Below are 20,723 nucleotides of genomic sequence, written 5' to 3'. Positions count from 1 at the left end.
CTTAGATGTAGGCCGGAACCATGCACTGCTTGTGTTCGACGTGATATTCGAACTCTTTCCAGTAGTGCTTGAGCATGCCGCGGACCGGCATCGCCGCGGCATCGCCGAGCGCGCAGATGGTGCGGCCCATGATGTTTTCCGCGACGTTGTTGAGCAGGTCCAGGTCTTCCTGGCGCCCCTCTCCGTGTTCGATGCGATTGACCATGCGGTAGAGCCAGCCGGTGCCTTCGCGGCACGGCGTGCACTGGCCGCACGATTCCTCAAAATAGAAGTACGACAGGCGCAGCAGCGAGCGGACCATGCAGCGCGTCTCGTCCATCACGATCACCGCGCCCGAGCCCAGCATCGAGCCGGCCTTGGCGATCGAGTCGTAGTCCATGTCGGACGCCATCATCAGGTCGCCCGGCACCACCGGCGCGGACGAGCCGCCCGGGATCACCGCCTTGATGCGCTTGCCGCCGCGCATGCCGCCGGCGAGCTCCAGCAGCTTGGCGAACGGCGTGCCCAGCGGGATCTCGTAGTTGCCGGGACGCTCGACGTCGCCCGAGATCGAGAAGATCTTGGTGCCGCCGTTGTTCGGCTTGCCCAGCTTCAGGTAGTTCTCGGGGCCGACGGCCAGCAGGAACGGCACCGCGGCGAAGGTCTCGGTGTTGTTGATGGTGGTCGGCTTGCCGTACAGGCCGAAGCTGGCCGGGAACGGCGGCTTGAAGCGCGGCTGGCCTTTCTTGCCTTCCAGCGATTCGAGCAGCGCGGTTTCCTCGCCGCAGATGTAGGCGCCGTAGCCGTGGTGGGCGTGCAGCTGGAAATCAAAGCCCGAACCCAGGATGTTGTCACCCAGGAAGCCGGCAGCACGTGCCTCTTCGAGGGCTTCCTCGAAGATCTTGTATTCGTTCCAGATCTCGCCGTGGATGTAGTTGTAGCCCACGGTGATGCCCATCGCATACGCACCGATGGCCATGCCCTCGATCAGCGAATGCGGGTTGTAGCGGATGATGTCGCGGTCCTTGAACGTGCCGGGCTCGCCTTCATCGGTGTTGCAGACCAGGTATTTCTGACCCGGGAACGTGCGCGGCATGAAGCTCCACTTCAGGCCGGTCGGGAAGCCCGCACCGCCACGGCCGCGCAGGCCGGAGGCCTTGACGTCGGCGATCACCTGCTCGGGCGGGATCTTCTCGGTCAGGATGCGCTTGAGTTGCTGGTAGCCGCCACGCTTGACGTAGTCTTCCAGGTGCCAATTCTTGCCGTCCAGGCCGGCCAGGATCAGCGGCTGGATATGGCGGTCGTGCAGACTGGTCATGTTACTTGCCCCCCTTGGCAGCTTCGGCTTTCAGCTCGTCCACGAGCGCGTCGAGCTTGTCGTCGCTCATGAAGCTGCACATGCGGGTGTTGTTGACGATCATCACCGGCGCGTCGCCGCAGGCGCCCATGCACTCGCCCTCTTTCAGGGTGAAGCAGCCGTCAGCGGTGGTCTCGTTGTAGTCGATCCCGAGCTTGCGCTTCAGGTAGTCGCCGGCCCGCTCGCCGCCCGACAGGGCGCACGGCAGGTTGGTGCAGACGGCGAGCTTGAATTTGCCCACCGGCTTGGTGTCATACATGTTGTAGAAGGTCGCCACCTCTTCCACCCACACGGGCGGCATCTCGAGGTAATTGGCGACGAACTGCATGACTTCGGGTGAAACCCAGCCCACCTCGCCCTGCGCCACGGCAAGCGCCGCCATCACGGCCGACTGCTTCTGGTCGGCCGGATACTTCGCGATCGCGCGATCGATTTCCTTGAGAGCTTCTGCTGATAGCATGGTCATTGCAGTAAAACGGCGTCAGGCAGCGCCACTTGGCGTTCCCTTCCGCAGGTTTGCAGCCGTCGCTGCCCGTTCCGCCGGCAGGCCTGAGGCCCTACCGGTCCGCCGCGGGTCTTCCGCCCGCTCCCCTGGGGAGCACCGCGGAAAGCGCCCGGATCGTCGTCCGGGCCGGCGGTCCGTGATTAACGGTCGATCTCGCCGAAGACGATGTCTTGCGTGCCGATGATCGTTACCGCGTCAGCAATCATGTGTCCCTTGGCCATTTCGTCGAGCGCGGCCAGGTGGGGGAAGCCAGGTGCACGGATCTTCAGGCGGTACGGCTTGTTCGCGCCGTCCGAGATCGCGTAGATGCCGAACTCGCCCTTCGGGTGTTCCACCGCTGCATACGCTTCGCCTTCGGGCACGTGGATGCCTTCGGTGAAGAGCTTGAAGTGGTGGATCAGTTCTTCCATGTTGGACTTCATGTCCACGCGCGAGGGCGGCGCCACCTTGTGGTTCTCGGTGATCACCGGGCCCGGGTTGCGGCGCAGCCATTCCACGCACTGCCTGATGATGCGGTTGGACTGGCGCATCTCTTCCACGCGCACCAGGTAGCGCGCGTAGCAGTCGCCGCCCACGCCCACCGGGATGTCGAAGTCCAGCTTGTCGTACACCTCGTACGGCTGCTTTTTGCGCAGGTCCCACTCGATGCCGGAGCCGCGCAGCATCGGGCCGGTAAAGCCCATCTGCAGCGCACGTTCCGGGCTGACCACGCCGATGTCCACCAGCCGCTGCTTCCAGATCCGGTTGTCGGTCAGCAGCGTCTCGTATTCGTCGACGTGCTTCGGGAAGCGGTTGGTAAAGTCCTCGATGAAGTCCAGCAGCGAGCCCGAACGCGCCTCGTTCATGGCCTTGATGGCGCGCTCGTTGTGTACCTTGGACGCACGATATTGCGGCATCGTGTCAGGCAGGTCGCGATACACGCCGCCCGGACGATAGTAGGCTGCGTGCATGCGCGCGCCCGACACCGCCTCGTACATGTCGAACATGTCCTCGCGCTCGCGGAAGGCGTACAGGAACACCGCCATCGCGCCAACGTCCAGCGCGTGCGAGCCGATCCACATCAGGTGGTTCAGCAGGCGGGTGATCTCGTCGAACATCACGCGGATGTACTGCGCGCGCACCGGCACTTCCAGGCCCAGCAGGCGCTCGATTGCCATCACGTAGGCGTGCTCGTTGACCATCATCGACACATAGTCGAGGCGGTCCATGTACGGCACGTTCTGGATCCAGGTCTTCTGCTCGGCCAGCTTTTCAGTGGCACGGTGCAGCAGGCCGATATGGGGGTCGGCGCGCTGGATGACTTCGCCGTCCAGCTCCAGCACCAGACGCAGCACGCCGTGCGCTGCCGGGTGTTGCGGGCCGAAGTTCAGGGTGTAGTTCTTGATGTCTGCCATGGCGCGTTATCAGTGCAAGCCGCCGTAGTTGTCCTCGCGGATCACGCGCGGGGTGATTTCGCGCGGCTCGATCGTGACCGGCTGGTAGATGACCCGCTTCTGTTCCGGGTCATAGCGCATCTCGACGAAGCCCGAAACCGGGAAATCCTTGCGGAACGGATGGCCGACGAAACCGTAGTCGGTCAGGATGCGGCGCAGGTCCGGATGGCCGTCGAAGACGATGCCGTAGAAGTCGAAGGCTTCGCGCTCGAACCAGTTGACGCCGTTCCACACGTCGATCACCGACGGCAGCACCGGGAAATCATCGTCCGGGGCGAACACGCGCACGCGCAGGCGCCAGTTGTGGGTAATCGACAGCAGTTGCGAAACCGCGGCAAAGCGCAGGCCGTCCCAGGCACCGTCGCCGTACTCGGAATAGTCCACGCCGCACAGGTCGATCAGCTGCTCGAAGCGCAGCGACGGATCGTCGCGCAGGATGCGGGCAACTTCGAGGTAGTCGTCGGCCTTGACGATCAGCGTCAGTTCGCCGGTCGCCTCGATCAGGTTCTGCACGCGCTTGCCGAGAGCTTTCTCGAGCGCGGCCTTGAGGATGTCGAGCTTCGCCATTTCAGCCCTTGCGCGCGATGGTGTTGGTACGCTTGATCTTGTTCTGCAGCTGGATCACGCCGTAGATCAGCGCTTCGGCCGTCGGCGGGCAGCCCGGCACGTAGATATCCACCGGCACGATGCGGTCGCAGCCACGCACCACCGAATACGAGTAGTGGTAGTAGCCGCCGCCATTGGCGCACGAGCCCATCGAGATCACCCAGCGCGGTTCCGCCATCTGGTCGTAGACCTTGCGCAGCGCGGGGGCCATCTTGTTGCACAGCGTGCCGGCCACGATCATCACGTCCGACTGGCGCGGCGACGGGCGGAAAATCACGCCGAAGCGGTCCATGTCGTAGCGCGCGGCGCCGGCATGCATCATTTCCACGGCACAGCAGGCCAGGCCGAAAGTCATCGGCCACAGCGACCCGGTGCGGGTCCAGTTGATCAGCTTGTCAGCGGTAGTCGTGACGAAGCCTTCATTGAGAACGCCTTCGATTGCCATTTCACATCACTCCCAATCGAGCGCGCCCTTTTTCCAGATGTAGACGAAGCCCACGATGAATTCCAGCAGAAACACGCCCATGGCGATGAACCCCGGCCAGCCGATATCCCGCAGGGCGACACCCCACGGAAACAGGAAGGCGGTTTCGAGATCGAACAGGATAAACAGGATGGCGATGAGGTAGTAGCGCACATCGAACTTCATGCGCGCGTCCTCGAACGCTTCGAAGCCGCACTCGTACGGCGACAGCTTCGCGGGATCGGGCTTGTTCGGACCGAGGATCCGACCGATCGACATCAGCGCCACGCCAAGCACGACACCGAAGATGATGAAGATGAGAACGGGGAAGTAGGCTTCGAGATTCAAGGTACGGCCAGCCTTATCTGGAATGTTGTCAACAGCACCAGCTGAAGCGGCGTCCTGTTGCCCACCCCAGGCGCTAAGCCATAAGCCTCATGGCGCGCCGCCTTGCGGACTGCCGGAGCCCCACGCTCGGGTGCATTGCCCGGCCAGGGACTCCGATCAAGTTGTTTGGTGCCGACGGCGAGACTCGAACTCGCACAGCTTTCGCCACTACCCCCTCAAGATAGCGTGTCTACCAATTTCACCACGTCGGCTGGGGGAGAAACAATATTGCCTGGCGCCGGGTTTTCAGGCCCTTCAGGTCCGTTGCAGAGGCTTTCGTCTTTGCTCGGAACCCATCGCTGGGGAATCGTTTCAAGCCTTGCATTCTAACCTAGATTTCTTGCTTTGTTCAACGCACAACTGCAAAAAAACTCAGGAATCCGCCGCAAGGCTTACGGATTATTTCGGAACAGCGGGGGCTGCCGGCGCCGACGCGTCAGCGGCCGCGGCTGCAGCGGGAGCCGAAGCACCTGCCACTGCGGGCGCCGAAGCCGGCGCCGCGCCCATCACGCCCAGCGACGCAGCCGGCTTGTAGTTGCCCAGCAGCGTCAGTGCCAGCGTGCAGACGAAGAACAGCGTGGCCAGCACGGCGGTGGTGCGCGACAGGAAGTTTGCCGAGCCAGTGGCACCGAACAGGCTGCCCGAGGCGCCCGAACCGAATGCCGCGCCGACATCGGCGCCCTTGCCATGCTGGATCAGCACCAGGCCAATCACGCCCAGCGCCGACAACACCTGCAGCACCACCAACAAAGTCTTGAAGATTGCCATTTGATTTAAATAAGCCTTACTGGCTGGTTACTTGCCTGATCGGTCGATCGGAACGGCCGGCATTCAGGCGTTGCCGATCGCGAGAAAATCTTCCGACTTCAGCGAGGCGCCGCCAATCAGGCCCCCGTCGATATCGGTCATGGAAAACAGTTCGGCCGCATTGTCCGGCTTGACGCTGCCGCCGTACAGGATGGCCATGCGCTCGGCCACGCCCGCATCGCGCGCAACAACCTGGCCGCGCAGGAACGCGTGCACCGCCTGCGCCTGTTCGCTGGTGGCGGTCTTGCCGGTGCCGATCGCCCAGACCGGCTCATAGGCCAGCACCACGCGGCTCAGCTGCTCCACCGTCAGCGCGTCCAGCACGGCCTGCAGTTGCCTGCCGACCACCGCCTCGGTTTCGCCCGCCTCGCGCTGGGCCAGTGTTTCACCCACGCAGACCACCGGGACGATGCCGAATTCCAGCGCGCGCAGCGCCTTGGCCGCGACAGTCTGGTCGGTTTCGCCATGATAGGTGCGGCGCTCCGAGTGGCCGACCAGCACGTAAGTGCAGCAAAACTCACCCACCATCGATGCCGCGACTTCACCGGTGAAGGCGCCGCGCGCCTCCGCCGACACATCTTGTGCACCCCAGGCCACCTGCGAGCCATCCAGCAACGCCTGGCATTGTGCAAGATAGGGGAACGGCGCGCAGACCGCCAGCGTCGCCTTGGCCGCGCCAGCCTTGATGCCCTCCAGCAGCGCCGCGTTTGCGGCCAGGCTGCCGTGCATCTTCCAATTGCCGATGACGAGCTTTTGTCTCACGAAGTGCCCCTCCCAAATCAAACCCGCTATTGTAGCTTGTGGCGGGGGCACGGCGCTACCGCCGCCCGATGGCGGGGGGCGGCAGCATTGGCCACATGCAACGGTCGATGTGCCTTACCAGGTCAGCACGATCTTGCCGATATGCTCGCTCGACTCCATCAGGCGATGCGCATCGGCCGCCTGCGCGGCCGGGAACACCTCATGGATTACCGGCTTGATCTTGCCGGCGGCCAGCAGCGGCCACACCTGCTCATGCAGTGCCGCGGCGATCTTGCCCTTGAACGATGCCGGGCGCGGACGCAGCGTGGAACCGGTCACGGTGATGCGCCGGCGCAGGATATCGCCCAGCGGGATCTCGGCCTTGGCGCCGCCCAGCAGCGCAATGATGACGATCCGGCCATCGTCGGCGATGCACTTCAGCTCGCGCGCCAGGTACGGGCCGGCAACCATGTCGAGAATCACGTCGACACCCTTGCCGCCGGTCAGCGCGGCCACCTCGGCGACGAAGTCCTGCGTCTTGTAGTTGATCGCGCGATCGGCGCCCAGGTCTTCGCAGGCCTTGCATTTCTCATCGGTGCCGGCGGTGACGAACACCTTGTAGCCGAGCGCCTTGGCGATCTGGATCGCGGTCGTGCCGATGCCGCTGGAGCCGCCCTGGATCAGCAGGGTCTCATCCTTGCCGCGCGGGCCCTGGCCCAGGTAGCCGCGGTCGAACACATTGCTCCAGACGGTGAAGAAGGTCTCCGGCAGCGCGGCGGCCTCGATATCGCTCAGGCCATGCGGCGCGGGCAGGACCTGCGCCAGCGGCGCCGTGCACAGCTGTGCGTAGCCGCCACCCTGCACCAGCGCGCAGACGCGGTCGCCCACCTTCAGGCCGAAGCGGTTGTCGGCATGCGACAGGTCGCCGCCCACCACCACGCCCGCCACTTCCAGGCCGGGCAGGTCCGAAGCGCCCGGCGGCACCGGGTAGTTGCCGGTGCGCTGGAAGACGTCCGGACGGTTGACGCCGGCGGCAGCCACGCGGATCAGGACCTCGCCCGCACCCGCCACCGGGTCGGGGCGCTCGGTCAGTTGGAGGACTTCGGGGGCACCATATTCGCGGATCTCGATGGCTTGCATGCTGCTCTGCTCCTTGTACTTGTCTTGGCGCGGCTCGACGATGCGTCGCGCCAGGGTCGGTGTGAGCCGTGGCTCGATAGGGTTGCCGGCAGTGTAAACAAAAAAACGGCTGGACATCGTCCAGCCGTTTTTTCGGCGGCGCCACCTTGCGGCGGCACCTGCGGGCAACCCTGCCCCGCTGACTTTACTGCTGTTCCGAGCCTTCGGCCGGAGCTGCCGGCGCGGCGGCTTCGCCAGCGTTGATCGGGCTGATGCTGCCGCCCTCTTCGGCCAGCGCGGCCTTCAGCGACAGGCGCAGGCGGCCCTTCTCGTCAGCCTGGATCAGCTTGACGCGGACATGCTGGCCTTCCTTCAGCCAGTCCTTGATGTCCTTGACACGCTCGTTGACGATTTCCGAGATGTGCAGCAGGCCATCCTTGCCCGGCAGGATGTTGACGATGGCGCCGAAGTCCAGCAGCTTCAGCACGGTACCGGCGTAGATCTTGCCCACTTCGGCTTCCGCGGTGATGCCCTCGATGCGGCGCTTGGCTTCGGCCATGCCGTCGGTCGAGGTCGACGCGATCGTGATCGTGCCGTCTTCCTGGATGTCGATGGTGGTGCCGGTTTCCTTGGTCAGCGCCTGAATGGTCGAGCCGCCCTTGCCGATCACTTCGCGGATCTTGTCCGGATGGATCTTCATGGTGATCATGCGCGGTGCGTGCGCCGACAGCTCGGTGCGGGCGTGGCCCATCGCTTCCTGCATCTTGTGCAGGATGTGCAGGCGGCCTTCACGGGCCTGCGCCAGCGCGACCTGCATGATCTCCTTGGTGATGCCCTGGACCTTGATGTCCATCTGCAGCGCGGTGATGCCGTTGTCGGTACCCGCCACCTTGAAGTCCATGTCGCCCAGGTGATCTTCATCGCCCAGGATGTCGGTCAGCACGGCGAACTTGTTGCCTTCCAGGATCAGGCCCATGGCCACGCCGGCCACGTGCGCCTTGACCGGAACGCCGGCGTCCATCAGTGCCAGGCAGCCGCCGCAGACCGAAGCCATCGACGACGAGCCGTTGGACTCGGTGATTTCCGAAACCAGGCGGATGGTGTAGGCGAATTCATCGTCCTTCGGCAGCACCGGGATCAGTGCGCGCTTGGCCAGGCGGCCGTGGCCGATTTCGCGGCGCTTCGGGCTGCCCACGCGGCCGGTTTCACCGGTGGCGAACGGGGGCATGTTGTAGTGGAGCATGAAGCGGTCGCGGTATTCGCCGGCCAGCGCGTCGATGATCTGCTCGTCGCTCTTGGTGCCGAGCGTAGCCACCACCAGCGCCTGCGTTTCACCACGGGTGAACAGCGCCGAGCCGTGCGCGCGCGGCAGCACCGACGAACGGATCTCGATCGGGCGCACCGTGCGGGTGTCGCGGCCGTCGATACGCGGCTCGCCAGCCAGCACCTGGCCGCGCACGATCTTGGCTTCCAGGTCGAACATGATGTTGCCGACTTCCACCTTGTCGGCTTCCACGCCGGCGGCTGCCAGTGCGGCCGCCACGTTGGCGTTCACTTCCTTCAGCTTCTGGCTGCGGGCCGACTTCTGGCGCAGCTGGTACGCTTCCTGCAGCAGCGGCAGTGCCACTTCGGTGACCTTGGCGATCAGCGGCTCGTTCTTGGCGGCCGGAGCCCAGTCCCACTCGGGCTTGCCGCCTTCGCGCACCAGTTCATGGATGGCGTTGATCGCGATCTGCATTTGCTCGTGGCCATAGACCACGGCGCCCAGCATCACGTCTTCGGACAGCTGGTTGGCTTCCGATTCCACCATCAGCACGGCGCGTTCGGTGCCGGCGACCACCAGGTCCAGATCCGAGGTGGCGAGCTGCGAGCGGGTCGGGTTCAGCAGGTACTGGCCGTCCTTGTAGCCCACGCGCGCGGCGCCAACCGGACCGTTGAACGGGATGCCCGACACGGCCAGCGCGGCCGACGCGCCGATCAGCGCGGGAATGTCAGCGGGCACTTCCGGGTTCAGCGACACCACGTGGATCACCACCTGGACGTCGTTGTAGAAGCCTTCCGGGAACAGCGGGCGCAGCGGACGGTCGATCAGGCGCGAGGTCAGGGTCTCGTTTTCCGACGGACGGCCTTCACGCTTGAAGAAGCCGCCGGGGATCTTGCCGGCCGCGTAGGTCTTCTCGATGTAGTCGACGGTCAGCGGGAAGAAATCCTGGCCCGGCTTCGGGCTCTTGGCGGCGACCACGGTCGCCAGCACCACGGTGTCTTCCACATCGACCAGCACGGCACCGCCGGCCTGGCGGGCGATTTCGCCGGTTTCCATGCGGACCGTGTGCTGGCCCCACTGGAATTCCTTGACGATCTTGTTGAACATGGACATGTGCATTCCTTGGCTTGCGTGCAGGCCGCGCAATCACGCAATAACACGCGCACGGCCTGCGACGCCTGCGTTCTCAGCCGCAGGCAAACTGCCGGGTTGCCGGTCGCAGTCGCAGGGAAGTGCTATGCCATTCCAGCGCGGCACTGGCGTTGCCGATGCCGCGCTGGAATGACACAAAGCCCTGTTTCCTTGGCCGGTCCGGGGTATTGAAAACAGAAAAAAGAACAACTTACTCCGTTGCGCAGCTTGCTGCAACGGGCGCCCGGGGAATCAGAATGCCCGCCGGGCGGCGTGAAGCGAAAATCACTCCATCAACTGCCTGCATCCCTGGGCAAGGCGGATTCACCCCGCCAGAAATGCAAAATGCCTGCCCCAGCATTGCTGAAGCAGGCATCGAGGCCTCACGCGAAACCGTGCAAACCCTGGAATCGCGCTGCCATCGGGCGCAATCTTACTTGCGCAGGCCCAGCTTTTCGATCAGGGCGCGGTAACGGTCGGCGTCGTTGGACTTGAGGTAGTCCAGCAGGCGACGACGGCGGCTCACCATGCGCAGCAGACCGCGGCGGCTGTGGTGATCCTTCATGTTGGCCTTGAAGTGCGGGGTCAGTTCGTTGATGCGGGTGGTCAGCAGGGCCACTTGCACTTCGGGGCTGCCAGTATCGTTGGCGCCACGTGCGAACTGCTTGATGACTTCGGACTTGTTGATATCGGCAACTGCCATGATGATTTCCTTTCACTTGCGAACGCTACAGCGCGGGATGCGCCGCATGCGTCGTGCCATGTTTTGACTGGCTACTGCCGCCGCCCGGCCAACGGCCAGGCAACGACAGCCGCGGATTATAGCCGAAAAGCTGCAGCAGGAGTACCGCGGGGCCTGAGCGAGCGCGCTGGCGCTCAGGGGCGCTCCATCCGGCACGTGGTCGGCAGCGCGGTCTGCGCGGCCTTGAGCCTGCGCACGGTGCGGAAGCCATAACCCGAGCCCTCGTTGTCGAAGCGCACTGCCCCGCCCTGGCGCTCCATCACCGACACGTACAGCGGCTGCAGCACCTGGTGGTCGTCGGCACGTACGGTGGCCTCATGGAACTGGTTGACGTAGCGCATGTTCTCCAGCGCGCGCGCCACCTTGACCGCATCGGTGGAACCGGCCTGCTCGATCGCGCGCGCCAGCATTTCCACCATCATCTGCATGCGCAGGTGCACGTAGTCGTCCTTCGGCTCCGGATAGCGCGCGCGGAACTGCTGGTAGAAGGCGTCCGATGCCGCCCCGCCCACGTTCGGGTGCCACTCGGCCACCGCCAGCACGCGGCCCACGCCGGCATCGCCCATCGCCGCGGGCGCGCCCAGGCCATTGCCGTAGAAGGTGTAGAACTTGGCCTGCAGCCCGCCTTCGCGCGCGGCCTTGACCATCAGCGTCAGGTCGTTGCCCCAATTGCCGGTGATGACCGCGTCCGCCCCGCTCGCCTTGATCTTGGCGATATAGGGCGCAAAGTCCTTGATCTTGCCGATCGGGTGGAACTCGTCGCCCACGATCTGGATATCCGGCCGGCGCGCCGCCAGCATCTCGCGCGCCGAGCGCGACACCTGGTGGCCGAAGCTGTAGTCCTGGTCGATCAGGTAGACGCGGCGCACGGCCTGGTCCTGACGGATCACCTCGGTCAGCGCCTGCATGCGCATGTCGGCGCTGGCGTCGAAGCGGAAATGCCAGAAGCTGCAGTTCTCGTTGGTCAGGCTGGGATCGACCGCCGAGTAGTTCAGGAACAGCACGCGCGCGCCGGGCTGGCGCGCGTTGTGGCGGTTGATGGCCGACACCAGCGCGCCGGCCACGGCCGAACTGTTGCCCTGCAGGACAAAGGGAATGTGCTTGTCGGTCAGGGCCCGCAACTGGATCAGGCTCTCGTCGACATTGCCCTTGCTGTCGAAGGTCACCAGCTCCATGGGCCGTGCGCCCTCTGCGGTCTTCACGCCGCCGCGCGCGTTGATGCGCTCGATCGCCAGGCGCAGGTTGCGCGTCACGGCTTCGCCCGCGTTGGCAAACGGGCCGGACAGCCCGTCGATCATGCCCAGCCGGATCGGCTCTTGTGCCGACGCGCCCGCCGCTGCCGCCAGCAACAACCCGCCCAGCCATCCACGCCACCGTGCCGCAACCTTCATGTTCTCTCCCCGGAAAGCGCTGGATAGTACGGCAGCGACCGGTTGCGGGCAAATGCCACCGGGGCACGATCATTGGCCGCCAGTTCCGCGAGGAAACCGCCAGGTTGCGGGAAGACCCGTCAATAAGCAGCGCCCGGCGCACACAAGACAGGAGGCCGCACTAAACTTGCGGTATCCACTATCCACGCATCGACCGAGGTTTGCCATGAATTCCGTCATCGCCAACGGCGCGCGCCGGCTCATGCTGGCGCTGGGCGTCGCCATGCTGTCTGCCTGCACCACGCTGAGGCCGGTACAGGAAGGCACCAAGCTGGTGGGGCAGCCGCAGGCCGCGGTGCAGGCCGCGTTCGGTCCGCCCACCGATGTGTTCCAGCTGCGCGACGGGACCTCGCGCTGGATCTACACCCAGCAGCCGCTGGGCCAGTATGCCTATGGCGCCGACTTCGACCGCAACGGCAACCTGACCCGCTTCAGCAATGTGCTGTCTACGCCGGAACTGTACAAGGCGCAGGTCGGCACCTGGACCAGGCAGGATGTGGCCGAGCATTTCGGCAGGACGCGCCTGCCGGTCGAGTACTACCCGCGGATGCGGCGCGAGGTCTGGTCCTACCGCTTCCGCCATGAAGACGTGTGGCCATCGCTGTACAACTTCTATTTCGACGACGCCGGCATCCTGCGCCAGACCCAGATCACGCCCGACCCGATGTACGATCCCGACGATCGCCGCCGCTGAGCCATGAAAAAGCCCGCCATCCCCGGGTCGGGAGTGGCGGGCTTGGTCCGTACGCTCAGGCCGGGTAAGCCTTCCGCCGTCTACGCAGAGGCCTGGGTCAGATCTGCGGATTGATCTTTTGCACGGCCTTGTCGTGCAGCTTGTTCAGCGCGGCCAGGTAGGCCTTGGCCGACGCGGCGACGATATCCGGGTCGGTGCCCACGCCGTTGACGATGCGGCCGGCCTTGGACAGGCGCACGGTGACTTCGCCCTGGGCCTCGGTGCCGCCGGTGATGGCGTTCACCGAATAGAGCACCATCTCGGCGCCGCTGGACACGCGCGATTCAATCGCATGCAGGGTGGCGTCGACCGGGCCGTTGCCCTCGCCCTCGCCGCTCTGCTCCTGGCCGTCCATGCTGAACACCACGCGCGCGTGCGGGCGCTCGCCGGTCTCGGAGCGCTGCGACAGCGAGATAAAGCGGAAGTGCTCGTTGGCATCGTGCTGGGCTTCGTTCGAGACGATGGCGACGATGTCCTCGTCAAAGATCTCGGCCTTCTGGTCCGCCAGCTCCTTGAAGCGGGTGAAGGCGGCATTGACTTCGGTCTCGCTCTCGAGCTCGATGCCCAGTTCCTGCAGGCGCTGCTTGAAGGCATTGCGGCCCGACAGCTTGCCCAGCACGATCTTGTTGGCGCTCCAGCCCACATCTTCCGCACGCATGATCTCGTAGGTGTCGCGCGCCTTGAGCACGCCATCCTGGTGGATGCCCGAGGCATGTGCGAAGGCGTTGGCGCCCACCACGGCCTTGTTCGGCTGCACCACGAAACCGGTGATCTGCGACACCAGCTTCGAGGCCGGCACGATCTGGGTGGTATCCACGCCGACATCCAGGTCGAAATAGTCGCGGCGGGTCTTCACCGCCATCACCACTTCTTCCAGGCTGGTGTTGCCGGCGCGCTCGCCCAGGCCATTGATGGTGCATTCGATCTGGCGCGCGCCGGCCATCTTGACGGCGGCGAGCGAGTTGGCCACGGCCATGCCCAGGTCGTTGTGGCAGTGCACCGACCAGATCGCCTTGTCCGAGTTGGGAATGCGCTCGCGCACCGAGCGGATCAGCGCGGCGTAGCCTTCCGGCACCGCATAGCCCACGGTATCCGGCAGGTTGATGGTGGTCGCACCCTCGGCAATCACGCCTTCCAGCACGCGGCACAGGAAGTCCATGTCCGAGCGGCTGCCGTCTTCCGGCGAGAACTCGATATCGTCGGTGAACTGGCGCGCAAAGCGCACCGCCAGGCGGGCCTGCTGATACACCTCGTCCGGCGTCATGCGCAGCTTCTTCTCCATGTGCAGCGCGGACGTGGCGATGAAGGTGTGGATGCGGAACGAATTGGCGGGCTTGAGCGCCTCGGCGGCGCGGGCAATGTCCTTGTCATTGGCACGAGCCAGCGAGCAGATGGTCGAGTCCTTGACCACCTGCGCGATCGAGCGGATCGCCTCGAAGTCGCCGTTGGAGCTCGCCGCGAAACCGGCCTCGATCACATCGACCTTCAGGCGTTCCAGCTGGCGCGCGATGCGGATCTTTTCCTCGCGGGTCATCGAGGCGCCGGGCGACTGCTCGCCGTCACGCAAGGTGGTGTCGAAAATGATGAGTTTGTCAGACATTTTGTGGAGCTCCTGATTGCTTATCGTGTGCTGTCCCCGGCATGCTGCGTTCGGGGCCTACCGCCTGTTCCGCGCTCCACGGCTGTGGAATGCAAAACGCCCCGGCGTGCATGGAGCAGGCCGGGGCGTTGGAAAAATTCCTTGCGGATTTCGCGCTAAGGGGTGAGTCCGTCCTTAGCGCGCGCGCGTCCCGACCTGATGGCCTAGTAGGCCACCTAGGGTGGTGCTGGCGATTAGGACTTGGCGCGAAATCATGGCACCGACTATAGCCGAGTTGGCGCGCCCATGCAATACAGGGTTTAGCCCATTTTGCCCGGACGCGCCAGCGGCAATTCAGCCCTTGGGCGGAATGCGCAGCTTCTGGCCCGGGTAGATCTTGTCCGGGTGGCTCAGCATCGGCTTGTTGGCCTCGAAGATCTTGTTGTATTCGGCGCCGTTGCCATAAGCAGCCTGGGAGATCGCCCACAGCGTGTCGCCCTTGACCACGGTATGCCAGCTCGATTCCGCGGACTCGACGTTGACGGACATCTTGTCCTCGACCTTGTCCACGCCCTCGACGTTGCCGGCGCACAGGATGATCTTCTCGCGCGTGGCCTGGTCCGGCGCCACGCCGAACACCGTGACCAGCCCCTGCGAGCCGTCCACCTGCACCATCAGGCCGGTGGCATCCAGGCCCATCTTCCTGATGTAGCCCTCGATCGCATCGCCCGCGGCGCGATTGGCGGCATCGACCTTCTCCGCCGACGCATCCGCCGCGGCGGCCTCTTGCGCGGCCTTGGCCTCGCCAGTGCCGAACAGCTTTTCTCCCGCTTCCTTGATGAAGTCGAACATGCCCATGACATCCTCCTGACGGTGAGTGGAAAACACTGCAGAGTGCCACGGCTTGATGGCCGCGGCATGAAAACAATTGTGAATCCGGAAAAGCATGAAGGGCGCCTGAGCGCCCTTCTGCCTGAAACGTCTACGAAGCCTTGCCGCCGTTCTCGCGCTGCTTCTTCTCGATGGCCGGCTTGCCGTGCATCGCCCGCCAGGCCCATAGCACATAGCCCGAGATCGCATAGGCCACGAACAGCCCGAACAGCGCCACCGGCGGATCGGTGGACACCACCACGAACAGCACCAGGACCAGCACCATCATGCCGAACGGCACGCGGTAGCGCACGTCCAGCGCCTTGCCGCTGTAGAACGGCGCGTTGGACACCATCGACAGGCCGGCGTACAGCGTAATCCCGAACGCCACCCATGGCATCCACAACTCCTTGACCGGCAGCTTGTTGTCGATCACCAGCCAGACGAAGCCTGCGACCAACGCGGCGGCGGCCGGGCTGGGCAGGCCCTGGAAGAAGCGTTTGTCTACCACGCCGATATTGGCGTTGAAGCGCGCCAGGCGCAGCGCCGCGCAGGTGCAGTAGACAAAGGCTGCTATCCAGCCCCACTTGCCCAGGTCATGCAGGATCCACTCATACATCACCAGCGCCGGCGCAACGCCAAACGAGGTCATGTCAGAGAGCGAGTCATACTGCTCGCCAAACGCACTCTGCGTATTGGTAATACGCGCCACGCGCCCGTCCATGCCGTCCAGCACCATCGCCGCGAAGATGGCGATGGCCGCCGCATCGAAGCGCATGTTCATGGCCTGGACGATGGCGAAGAAACCCGCGAACAGCGCCGCGGTGGTGAACGCGTTGGGCAGCAGGTAGATGCCGCGCCGGCGCGGACGCTGGTAGACGATGTCGTGGTCGTCGGCGGCTTCGTCGTCGAAGTCGTCGTCGGCGCCGCGCAGCTGGTTATGGCGGAACGGCCGCAGGTTGGTCACGTTGCCGTTGCTGCTGCGCTTGTTACGTCGATGGAAGGCAACCATCACAGTCCTCCGGTCAGGCTGTCGCTCACTTCACGTCGAGTTCGGCGAGGATGGTCGACGAGGCCGATACCTTCTCGCCGATGGTCACGCGCGGGCGCGCATCGAGCGGCAGGTAGACGTCCACGCGCGAGCCGAAGCGGATAAAGCCGTAGCGCTGGCCGCGCGAGAGGTTGTCGCCCACCTTGGTGTAGCACAGGATGCGGCGGGCCACCAGGCCGGCCACCTGCACCAGCGTCACCAGCTGGCCGTCCGCAGCGCGCCGGATCAGCACGGCGTTGCGCTCGTTCTCGACCGAGGCCTTGTCCAGGTCGGCGTTGACGAACTTGCCGGGAAAGTATTCGACCTTCTCGACCGCGCCATCGACCGAGACACGGTTCGAGTGCACGTTGAAGACGTTCATGAAGACGCTGATCTTCAGCGCCTCGCGGCCGGCGTACGGATCCTGGGTCTTCTCGACCACGACGATGCGGCCGTCTGCGGGGGCCAGCACCGCGTTGGGCTGCGACGGGATCGGGCGCGGCGGATCGCGGAAGAACTGGAGCACGAATACCGTGATGATCCACAACGGCAACGCCCACCAGAAGCCCGCGCTGGCGTGCACCAGCAGCGAGATGACAAAGGCGCCGGCCAGGAACGGCCAGCCTTCACGGGCGATCAGCGGATGAGGATAGTTCATGCAGTACAGGTGTCGGTGGATACAAGACCATGGCAAGGCGGCGCACGGCGGCGATAGCCACCATCGGGCGGCGCCCCGTGGTCGCGGAGCAGGATAATGCACGCCTTGCCCAAAGGCTGACAAGCATAACAAAAAGCCGTTCAGGTCCCGCGACTCCCCTCTGATGATAGAAGGGCGTGGCACGGAACGCTGAACGGCTTCGGCCCGCCGCCGTGCGGCGCGGGCCATCAGACAGCGATGCAGCTTAGTTCTTCGACTGGTCGACCATCTTGTTCTTGGCGATCCACGGCATCATCGCGCGCAGCTTGGCACCCACTTCCTCGATCTGGTGCTCGGCCGTCAGGCGGCGGCGCGAGATCAGCGTCGGGGCGCCGGCCTTGTTCTCCAGCAGGAAGCTCTTGGCGTACTCGCCGGTCTGAATGTCGGTCAGGCACTGCTTCATCGCCTTCTTGGTCTCTTCGGTCACCACGCGCGGGCCGGTGACGTATTCACCATATTCCGCGTTGTTGGAGATCGAGTAGTTCATGTTGGCGATGCCGCCTTCGTAGATCAGGTCGACGATCAGCTTCAGTTCGTGCAGGCACTCGAAGTAGGCCATTTCCGGCGCGTAGCCGGCTTCCACCAGGGTCTCGAAGCCAGCCTTGATCAGCTCGACGGTACCGCCGCACAGCACGGCCTGCTCGCCGAACAGGTCGGTTTCGGTTTCTTCGCGGAAGTTGGTCTCGATGATGCCGGCACGGCCGCCGCCGTTGGCGGTGGCGTACGACAGGGCGATGTCACGGGCGGCGCCGGACTTGTTCTGGTGCACGGCGATCAGGTGCGGCACGCCGCCACCTTGCGTGTACGTGGCGCGCACGGTGTGGCCCGGGGCCTTCGGCGCGATCATGATCACGTCCAGGTCGGCGCGCGGGATCACGGCACCGTAGTGCACGTTGAAGCCGTGGGCGAAGGCCAGCGCGGCGCCTTCCTTGATGTTGGCGTGCACTTCGTTCTTGTACACGTCTGCGATCTGCTCGTCCGGCAGCAGGATCATGACCACGTCGGCGCCCTTGACGGCTTCGGCCACTTCCTTGACTTGCAGGCCGGCGTTGGCGGCCTTGTTCCACGACGCGCCGCTCTTGCGCAGGCCGACCGTCACATTGACGCCCGAATCCTTCAGGTTCAGCGCGTGGGCATGGCCCTGCGAGCCATAGCCGATGATGGTGACGTTCTTGCCCTTGATCAGGGAGAGGTCGGCGTCCTTGTCGTAAAACACTTTCATGATGATTCCTTCAATCTCTGTCTTTTGTATGAGGGGGGCGGCATCCTCGGACGCATCGTGTGCGCCCGGATCGCGCCGCCCCGGGGATACTGCGTGAAGCCGTGTGGGTGAGCCGGGGCCCGGTCAGACCTTCAGGATGCGCTCGCCGCGGCCAATGCCCGAGCCGCCGGTACGGACGGTCTCCAGGATGGCGGTACGGTCGATCGCGTCCAGGAACGCATCGAGCTTCACGCCGTTGCCGGTCAGCTCGATGGTGTAGGTCTTCTCGGTGACATCGATGATGCGGCCGCGAAAGATGTCGGCGGTGCGCTTCATTTCCTCGCGCTCCTTGCCGACCGCGCGCACCTTGACGAGCATCAGCTCGCGCTCGATGTGCGCGCCTTCGGTCAGGTCGACCACCTTGACCACTTCCACCAGGCGGTTCAGGTGCTTGGTGATCTGTTCGATGATGTCATCCGAACCGGTCGTGACAATCGTCATGCGCGACAGCGAGGAATCCTCCGTCGGCGCGACGGTCAGCGTCTCGATGTTATAGCCGCGGGCCGAGAACAGGCCCACCACGCGCGACAGCGCGCCCGGTTCGTTTTCCAGCAGGACCGAAATGATGTGTCGCATTACAGGTCCTCCGCGCCAAGCAGCATTTCAGAAATGCCCTTGCCCGCCTGGACCATCGGCCAGACGTTTTCGGTGGGATCGGTCTGGAAGTCCAGGAACACGGTACGGTCCTTCAGGCGGAACGCCTCGCGCAGCGCCGGCTCGACGTCCGACGTCTTCTCGACGCGCATGCCGATGTGCCCGTAGGCCTCGGCCAGCTTGACGAAATCGGGCAGCGCGTCCATGTAGGAGTGCGAGTAGCGGTTGTCGTACTCGATCTCCTGCCACTGGCGCACCATGCCCAGGTAGCCATTGTTCAGCGAGCAGATCTTCACCGGGGTGTCGTACTGCAGGCAGGTCGACAGTTCCTGGATGCACATCTGGATCGAGCCTTCACCGGTGATGGTGACGACTTCCTTCTCCGGGAACGCCTTCTTGATGCCCATTGCGTACGGCAGGCCCACGCCCATCGTGCCCAGGCCACCGGAGTTGATCCAGCGGCGCGGCTCGTCGAACTTGTAGAACTGCGCGGCCCACATCTGGTGCTGGCCGACGTCGGAGCAGATGAAGGCATCGCCGTGGGTCAGTTCCCAGATCTTTTCCACCACGTACTGCGGCTTGATGATCTCGGAGCTGCGGTCGTACTTCAGGCAGTCCACCGAACGCCATTGCTCGATCTGTTCCCACCACTTGGCGAGCGCCTCGCGCTTGGGCTTGATGTCGCTGGCCTTGATCTGGGCGATCAGTTCCTGCAGCACGTCCTTGACGTTGCCGACGATGGGGATGTCGACCTTGACGCGCTTGGAAATCGACGACGGATCGATGTCGATATGGATGATCTTGCGCGCCTGCGAGGTGAAGTGCGCCGGGTTGCCGATCACGCGGTCGTCGAAGCGGGCACCGATGGCGATCAGCACATCGCAGTTCTGCATGGCCATGTTGGCTTCATACGTGCCGTGCATGCCGAGCATGCCGACGAACTGCTTGCTGGTGCCGGGGAACGCGCCCAGGCCCATCAGCGTGTTGGTCACCGGGTGGCCGGTCAGCGCCGCCAGCTGGCGCAGCTCGTCGCTGGCATTGGCCAGCACCACGCCGCCGCCGCTGTAGATGTACGGACGCTCGGCGCCCTGCAGCAGCGCCACGGCCTTGCGGATCTGGCCCGAGTGACCCTTGTTCACCGGGTTGTACGAGCGCATGTCGATCGACTTGGGGTACTCGTACTTGCAAGCATTGCGCGAGACATCCTTGGGGATGTCCACCACCACCGGGCCCGGTCGGCCGGTCGAGGCAATGAAGAACGCCTTCTTGATGGTCGCTGCGAGATCGCGCACGTCCTTCACCAGGAAGTTGTGCTTGACGATCGGGCGGGTAATGCCGACGGTGTCGCACTCCTGGAAGGCGTCCTGGCCAATGGCGTGGGTCGGCACGTTGCCGGTGATCACCACCATCGGGATCGAGTCAAGGTACGCGGTGGCAATGCCGGTGACGGCATTGGTCACGCCGGGACCGGAGGTCACCAGCGCCACGCCCACCTTGCCGGTTGCCCGTGCATAGCCGTCTGCGGCATGGACCGCGGCCTGCTCGTGGCGCACCAGGATGTGCTCGAACTTGGTTTGCTTGTGGAGCTCGTCGTAGATATACAGCACTGCGCCGCCGGGGTAGCCCCAGACGTACTCGACGCCTTCTTCGGCAAGTGCGTGAACGAGAATCTCCGCCCCGATCATTTCGGGTGCGGCAGATGAATTGCTGTCTGCGTGGGAGAATTCCGCGCTGGGCATGTTCATTTCAGTCCTTTGCAATTTTCGGCAAAAAATTGTTTGGATGCTCTCTGCCGGGCTTGTGGCACGGGTTCAAGCGTTGCGCGTCTGCATGGAAGACCGCCTCATAAGCGGCCGGATGAGACAACCACTGATGTCGTGTGAACCGGCGATGATACTGCAATGCACCAGCGCGGTCTACGGTTGTTTTTGACCTGAGCGTAAGGGATTTTCCGGAGTTGCGGCGGGTCTTTTGTGCGCCTCAATGTATTTGCAG

At 64.3% G+C, this 20,723-nt stretch carries 20 protein-coding genes and 1 tRNA gene; 1 reads left to right on the top strand and 20 read right to left on the bottom strand.

The window, feature by feature from the left end:
• Nucleotide 1 precedes the first annotated feature (1 nt).
• From nuoF to RS901_RS11320, 13 genes are all read right to left on the bottom strand, one after another.
• A complete protein-coding gene (nuoF, locus tag RS901_RS11380) occupies nucleotides 2-1,297 on the bottom strand; it encodes an NADH-quinone oxidoreductase subunit NuoF (RefSeq protein WP_010809127.1) in 1,296 nt (431 codons plus the stop codon).
• 1 nt (nucleotide 1,298) lies between these two features.
• The gene (gene nuoE, locus RS901_RS11375) at nucleotides 1,299-1,796 is read right to left on the bottom strand and encodes an NADH-quinone oxidoreductase subunit NuoE (protein ID WP_316148894.1); all 498 of its coding nucleotides are present in this window, start codon (nucleotides 1,794-1,796) and stop codon (nucleotides 1,299-1,301) included.
• Between the two features lie 185 nt (nucleotides 1,797-1,981).
• A complete protein-coding gene (locus RS901_RS11370; RefSeq protein ID WP_316148893.1) occupies nucleotides 1,982-3,235 on the bottom strand; it encodes an NADH-quinone oxidoreductase subunit D in 1,254 nt (417 codons plus the stop codon).
• A 9-nt stretch (nucleotides 3,236-3,244) separates the two neighbouring features.
• Nucleotides 3,245-3,841: an NADH-quinone oxidoreductase subunit C gene (locus RS901_RS11365; protein WP_013956013.1), complete on the bottom strand. Its 597-nt coding sequence runs from the start codon at nucleotides 3,839-3,841 to the stop codon at nucleotides 3,245-3,247.
• Between the two features lies 1 nt (nucleotide 3,842).
• The gene (locus RS901_RS11360; protein WP_008643342.1) at nucleotides 3,843-4,325 is read right to left on the bottom strand and encodes a NuoB/complex I 20 kDa subunit family protein; all 483 of its coding nucleotides are present in this window, start codon (nucleotides 4,323-4,325) and stop codon (nucleotides 3,843-3,845) included.
• A gap of 6 nt (nucleotides 4,326-4,331) precedes the next feature.
• Nucleotides 4,332-4,691, bottom strand: a complete 360-nt coding sequence (locus tag RS901_RS11355) for an NADH-quinone oxidoreductase subunit A (protein WP_010809131.1) — start codon at nucleotides 4,689-4,691, stop codon at nucleotides 4,332-4,334.
• Between the two features lie 166 nt (nucleotides 4,692-4,857).
• A tRNA-Leu gene (locus RS901_RS11350) sits at nucleotides 4,858-4,942 on the bottom strand.
• 187 nt (nucleotides 4,943-5,129) lie between these two features.
• The gene (gene secG / locus RS901_RS11345) at nucleotides 5,130-5,498 is read right to left on the bottom strand and encodes a preprotein translocase subunit SecG (RefSeq protein ID WP_013956012.1); all 369 of its coding nucleotides are present in this window, start codon (nucleotides 5,496-5,498) and stop codon (nucleotides 5,130-5,132) included.
• Between the two features lie 63 nt (nucleotides 5,499-5,561).
• Entirely contained in the window at nucleotides 5,562-6,299 is a 738-nt protein-coding gene (tpiA, locus tag RS901_RS11340; protein WP_316148890.1) for a triose-phosphate isomerase, read from the bottom strand.
• A gap of 114 nt (nucleotides 6,300-6,413) precedes the next feature.
• On the bottom strand, nucleotides 6,414-7,418 hold the full coding sequence (locus tag RS901_RS11335) for an NAD(P)H-quinone oxidoreductase (RefSeq protein WP_316148889.1): 1,005 nt from the start codon (nucleotides 7,416-7,418) through the stop codon (nucleotides 6,414-6,416).
• A gap of 184 nt (nucleotides 7,419-7,602) precedes the next feature.
• Nucleotides 7,603-9,774 (bottom strand): polyribonucleotide nucleotidyltransferase, encoded by a 2,172-nt coding sequence (pnp, locus tag RS901_RS11330; protein WP_114134046.1) that lies wholly within the window; start codon nucleotides 9,772-9,774, stop codon nucleotides 7,603-7,605.
• 451 nt (nucleotides 9,775-10,225) lie between these two features.
• A complete protein-coding gene (gene rpsO, locus RS901_RS11325) occupies nucleotides 10,226-10,495 on the bottom strand; it encodes a 30S ribosomal protein S15 (protein ID WP_010809136.1) in 270 nt (89 codons plus the stop codon).
• Between the two features lie 173 nt (nucleotides 10,496-10,668).
• Nucleotides 10,669-11,925: a branched-chain amino acid ABC transporter substrate-binding protein gene (locus RS901_RS11320; RefSeq protein WP_316148876.1), complete on the bottom strand. Its 1,257-nt coding sequence runs from the start codon at nucleotides 11,923-11,925 to the stop codon at nucleotides 10,669-10,671.
• Between the two features lie 205 nt (nucleotides 11,926-12,130).
• Between RS901_RS11320 and RS901_RS11315 the strand changes: the two genes are divergently transcribed.
• Nucleotides 12,131-12,658, top strand: a complete 528-nt coding sequence (locus tag RS901_RS11315) for a hypothetical protein (protein ID WP_316148875.1) — start codon at nucleotides 12,131-12,133, stop codon at nucleotides 12,656-12,658.
• Nucleotides 12,659-12,755: 97 nt separating this feature from the next.
• Here RS901_RS11315 and RS901_RS11310 read toward each other — a convergent pair whose 3' ends face one another.
• The 7 genes from RS901_RS11310 to RS901_RS11280 form a co-directional block, all read right to left on the bottom strand.
• Nucleotides 12,756-14,297 carry a 2-isopropylmalate synthase gene (locus RS901_RS11310; RefSeq protein ID WP_013956006.1) on the bottom strand — a complete coding sequence of 514 codons (1,542 nt, stop codon included), beginning with the start codon at nucleotides 14,295-14,297 and terminating at the stop codon, nucleotides 12,756-12,758.
• Nucleotides 14,298-14,630: 333 nt separating this feature from the next.
• Nucleotides 14,631-15,134: a peptidoglycan-binding protein LysM gene (lysM, locus tag RS901_RS11305; RefSeq protein WP_010809140.1), complete on the bottom strand. Its 504-nt coding sequence runs from the start codon at nucleotides 15,132-15,134 to the stop codon at nucleotides 14,631-14,633.
• A 124-nt stretch (nucleotides 15,135-15,258) separates the two neighbouring features.
• The gene (gene pssA / locus RS901_RS11300; RefSeq protein ID WP_316148874.1) at nucleotides 15,259-16,158 is read right to left on the bottom strand and encodes a CDP-diacylglycerol--serine O-phosphatidyltransferase; all 900 of its coding nucleotides are present in this window, start codon (nucleotides 16,156-16,158) and stop codon (nucleotides 15,259-15,261) included.
• A gap of 25 nt (nucleotides 16,159-16,183) precedes the next feature.
• On the bottom strand, nucleotides 16,184-16,834 hold the full coding sequence (locus RS901_RS11295; protein ID WP_153955093.1) for a phosphatidylserine decarboxylase: 651 nt from the start codon (nucleotides 16,832-16,834) through the stop codon (nucleotides 16,184-16,186).
• Between the two features lie 244 nt (nucleotides 16,835-17,078).
• Nucleotides 17,079-18,095 carry a ketol-acid reductoisomerase gene (gene ilvC, locus RS901_RS11290; RefSeq protein WP_316148873.1) on the bottom strand — a complete coding sequence of 339 codons (1,017 nt, stop codon included), beginning with the start codon at nucleotides 18,093-18,095 and terminating at the stop codon, nucleotides 17,079-17,081.
• 123 nt (nucleotides 18,096-18,218) lie between these two features.
• Nucleotides 18,219-18,710 carry an acetolactate synthase small subunit gene (gene ilvN, locus RS901_RS11285; RefSeq protein WP_316148871.1) on the bottom strand — a complete coding sequence of 164 codons (492 nt, stop codon included), beginning with the start codon at nucleotides 18,708-18,710 and terminating at the stop codon, nucleotides 18,219-18,221.
• The gene (locus RS901_RS11280; RefSeq protein WP_316148870.1) at nucleotides 18,710-20,473 is read right to left on the bottom strand and encodes an acetolactate synthase 3 catalytic subunit; all 1,764 of its coding nucleotides are present in this window, start codon (nucleotides 20,471-20,473) and stop codon (nucleotides 18,710-18,712) included. Before RS901_RS11280 ends, ilvN begins: the two co-directional genes overlap by 1 nt.
• Nucleotides 20,474-20,723: the final 250 nt, after the last annotated feature.

It is taken from the genome of Cupriavidus sp. BIC8F, assembly GCF_032465815.1.
Classification (GTDB): domain Bacteria; phylum Pseudomonadota; class Gammaproteobacteria; order Burkholderiales; family Burkholderiaceae; genus Cupriavidus; species Cupriavidus necator.
Note: the sequence above shows the minus strand (reverse complement) of the source record. Positions and strands in the feature narration are given on the sequence as shown.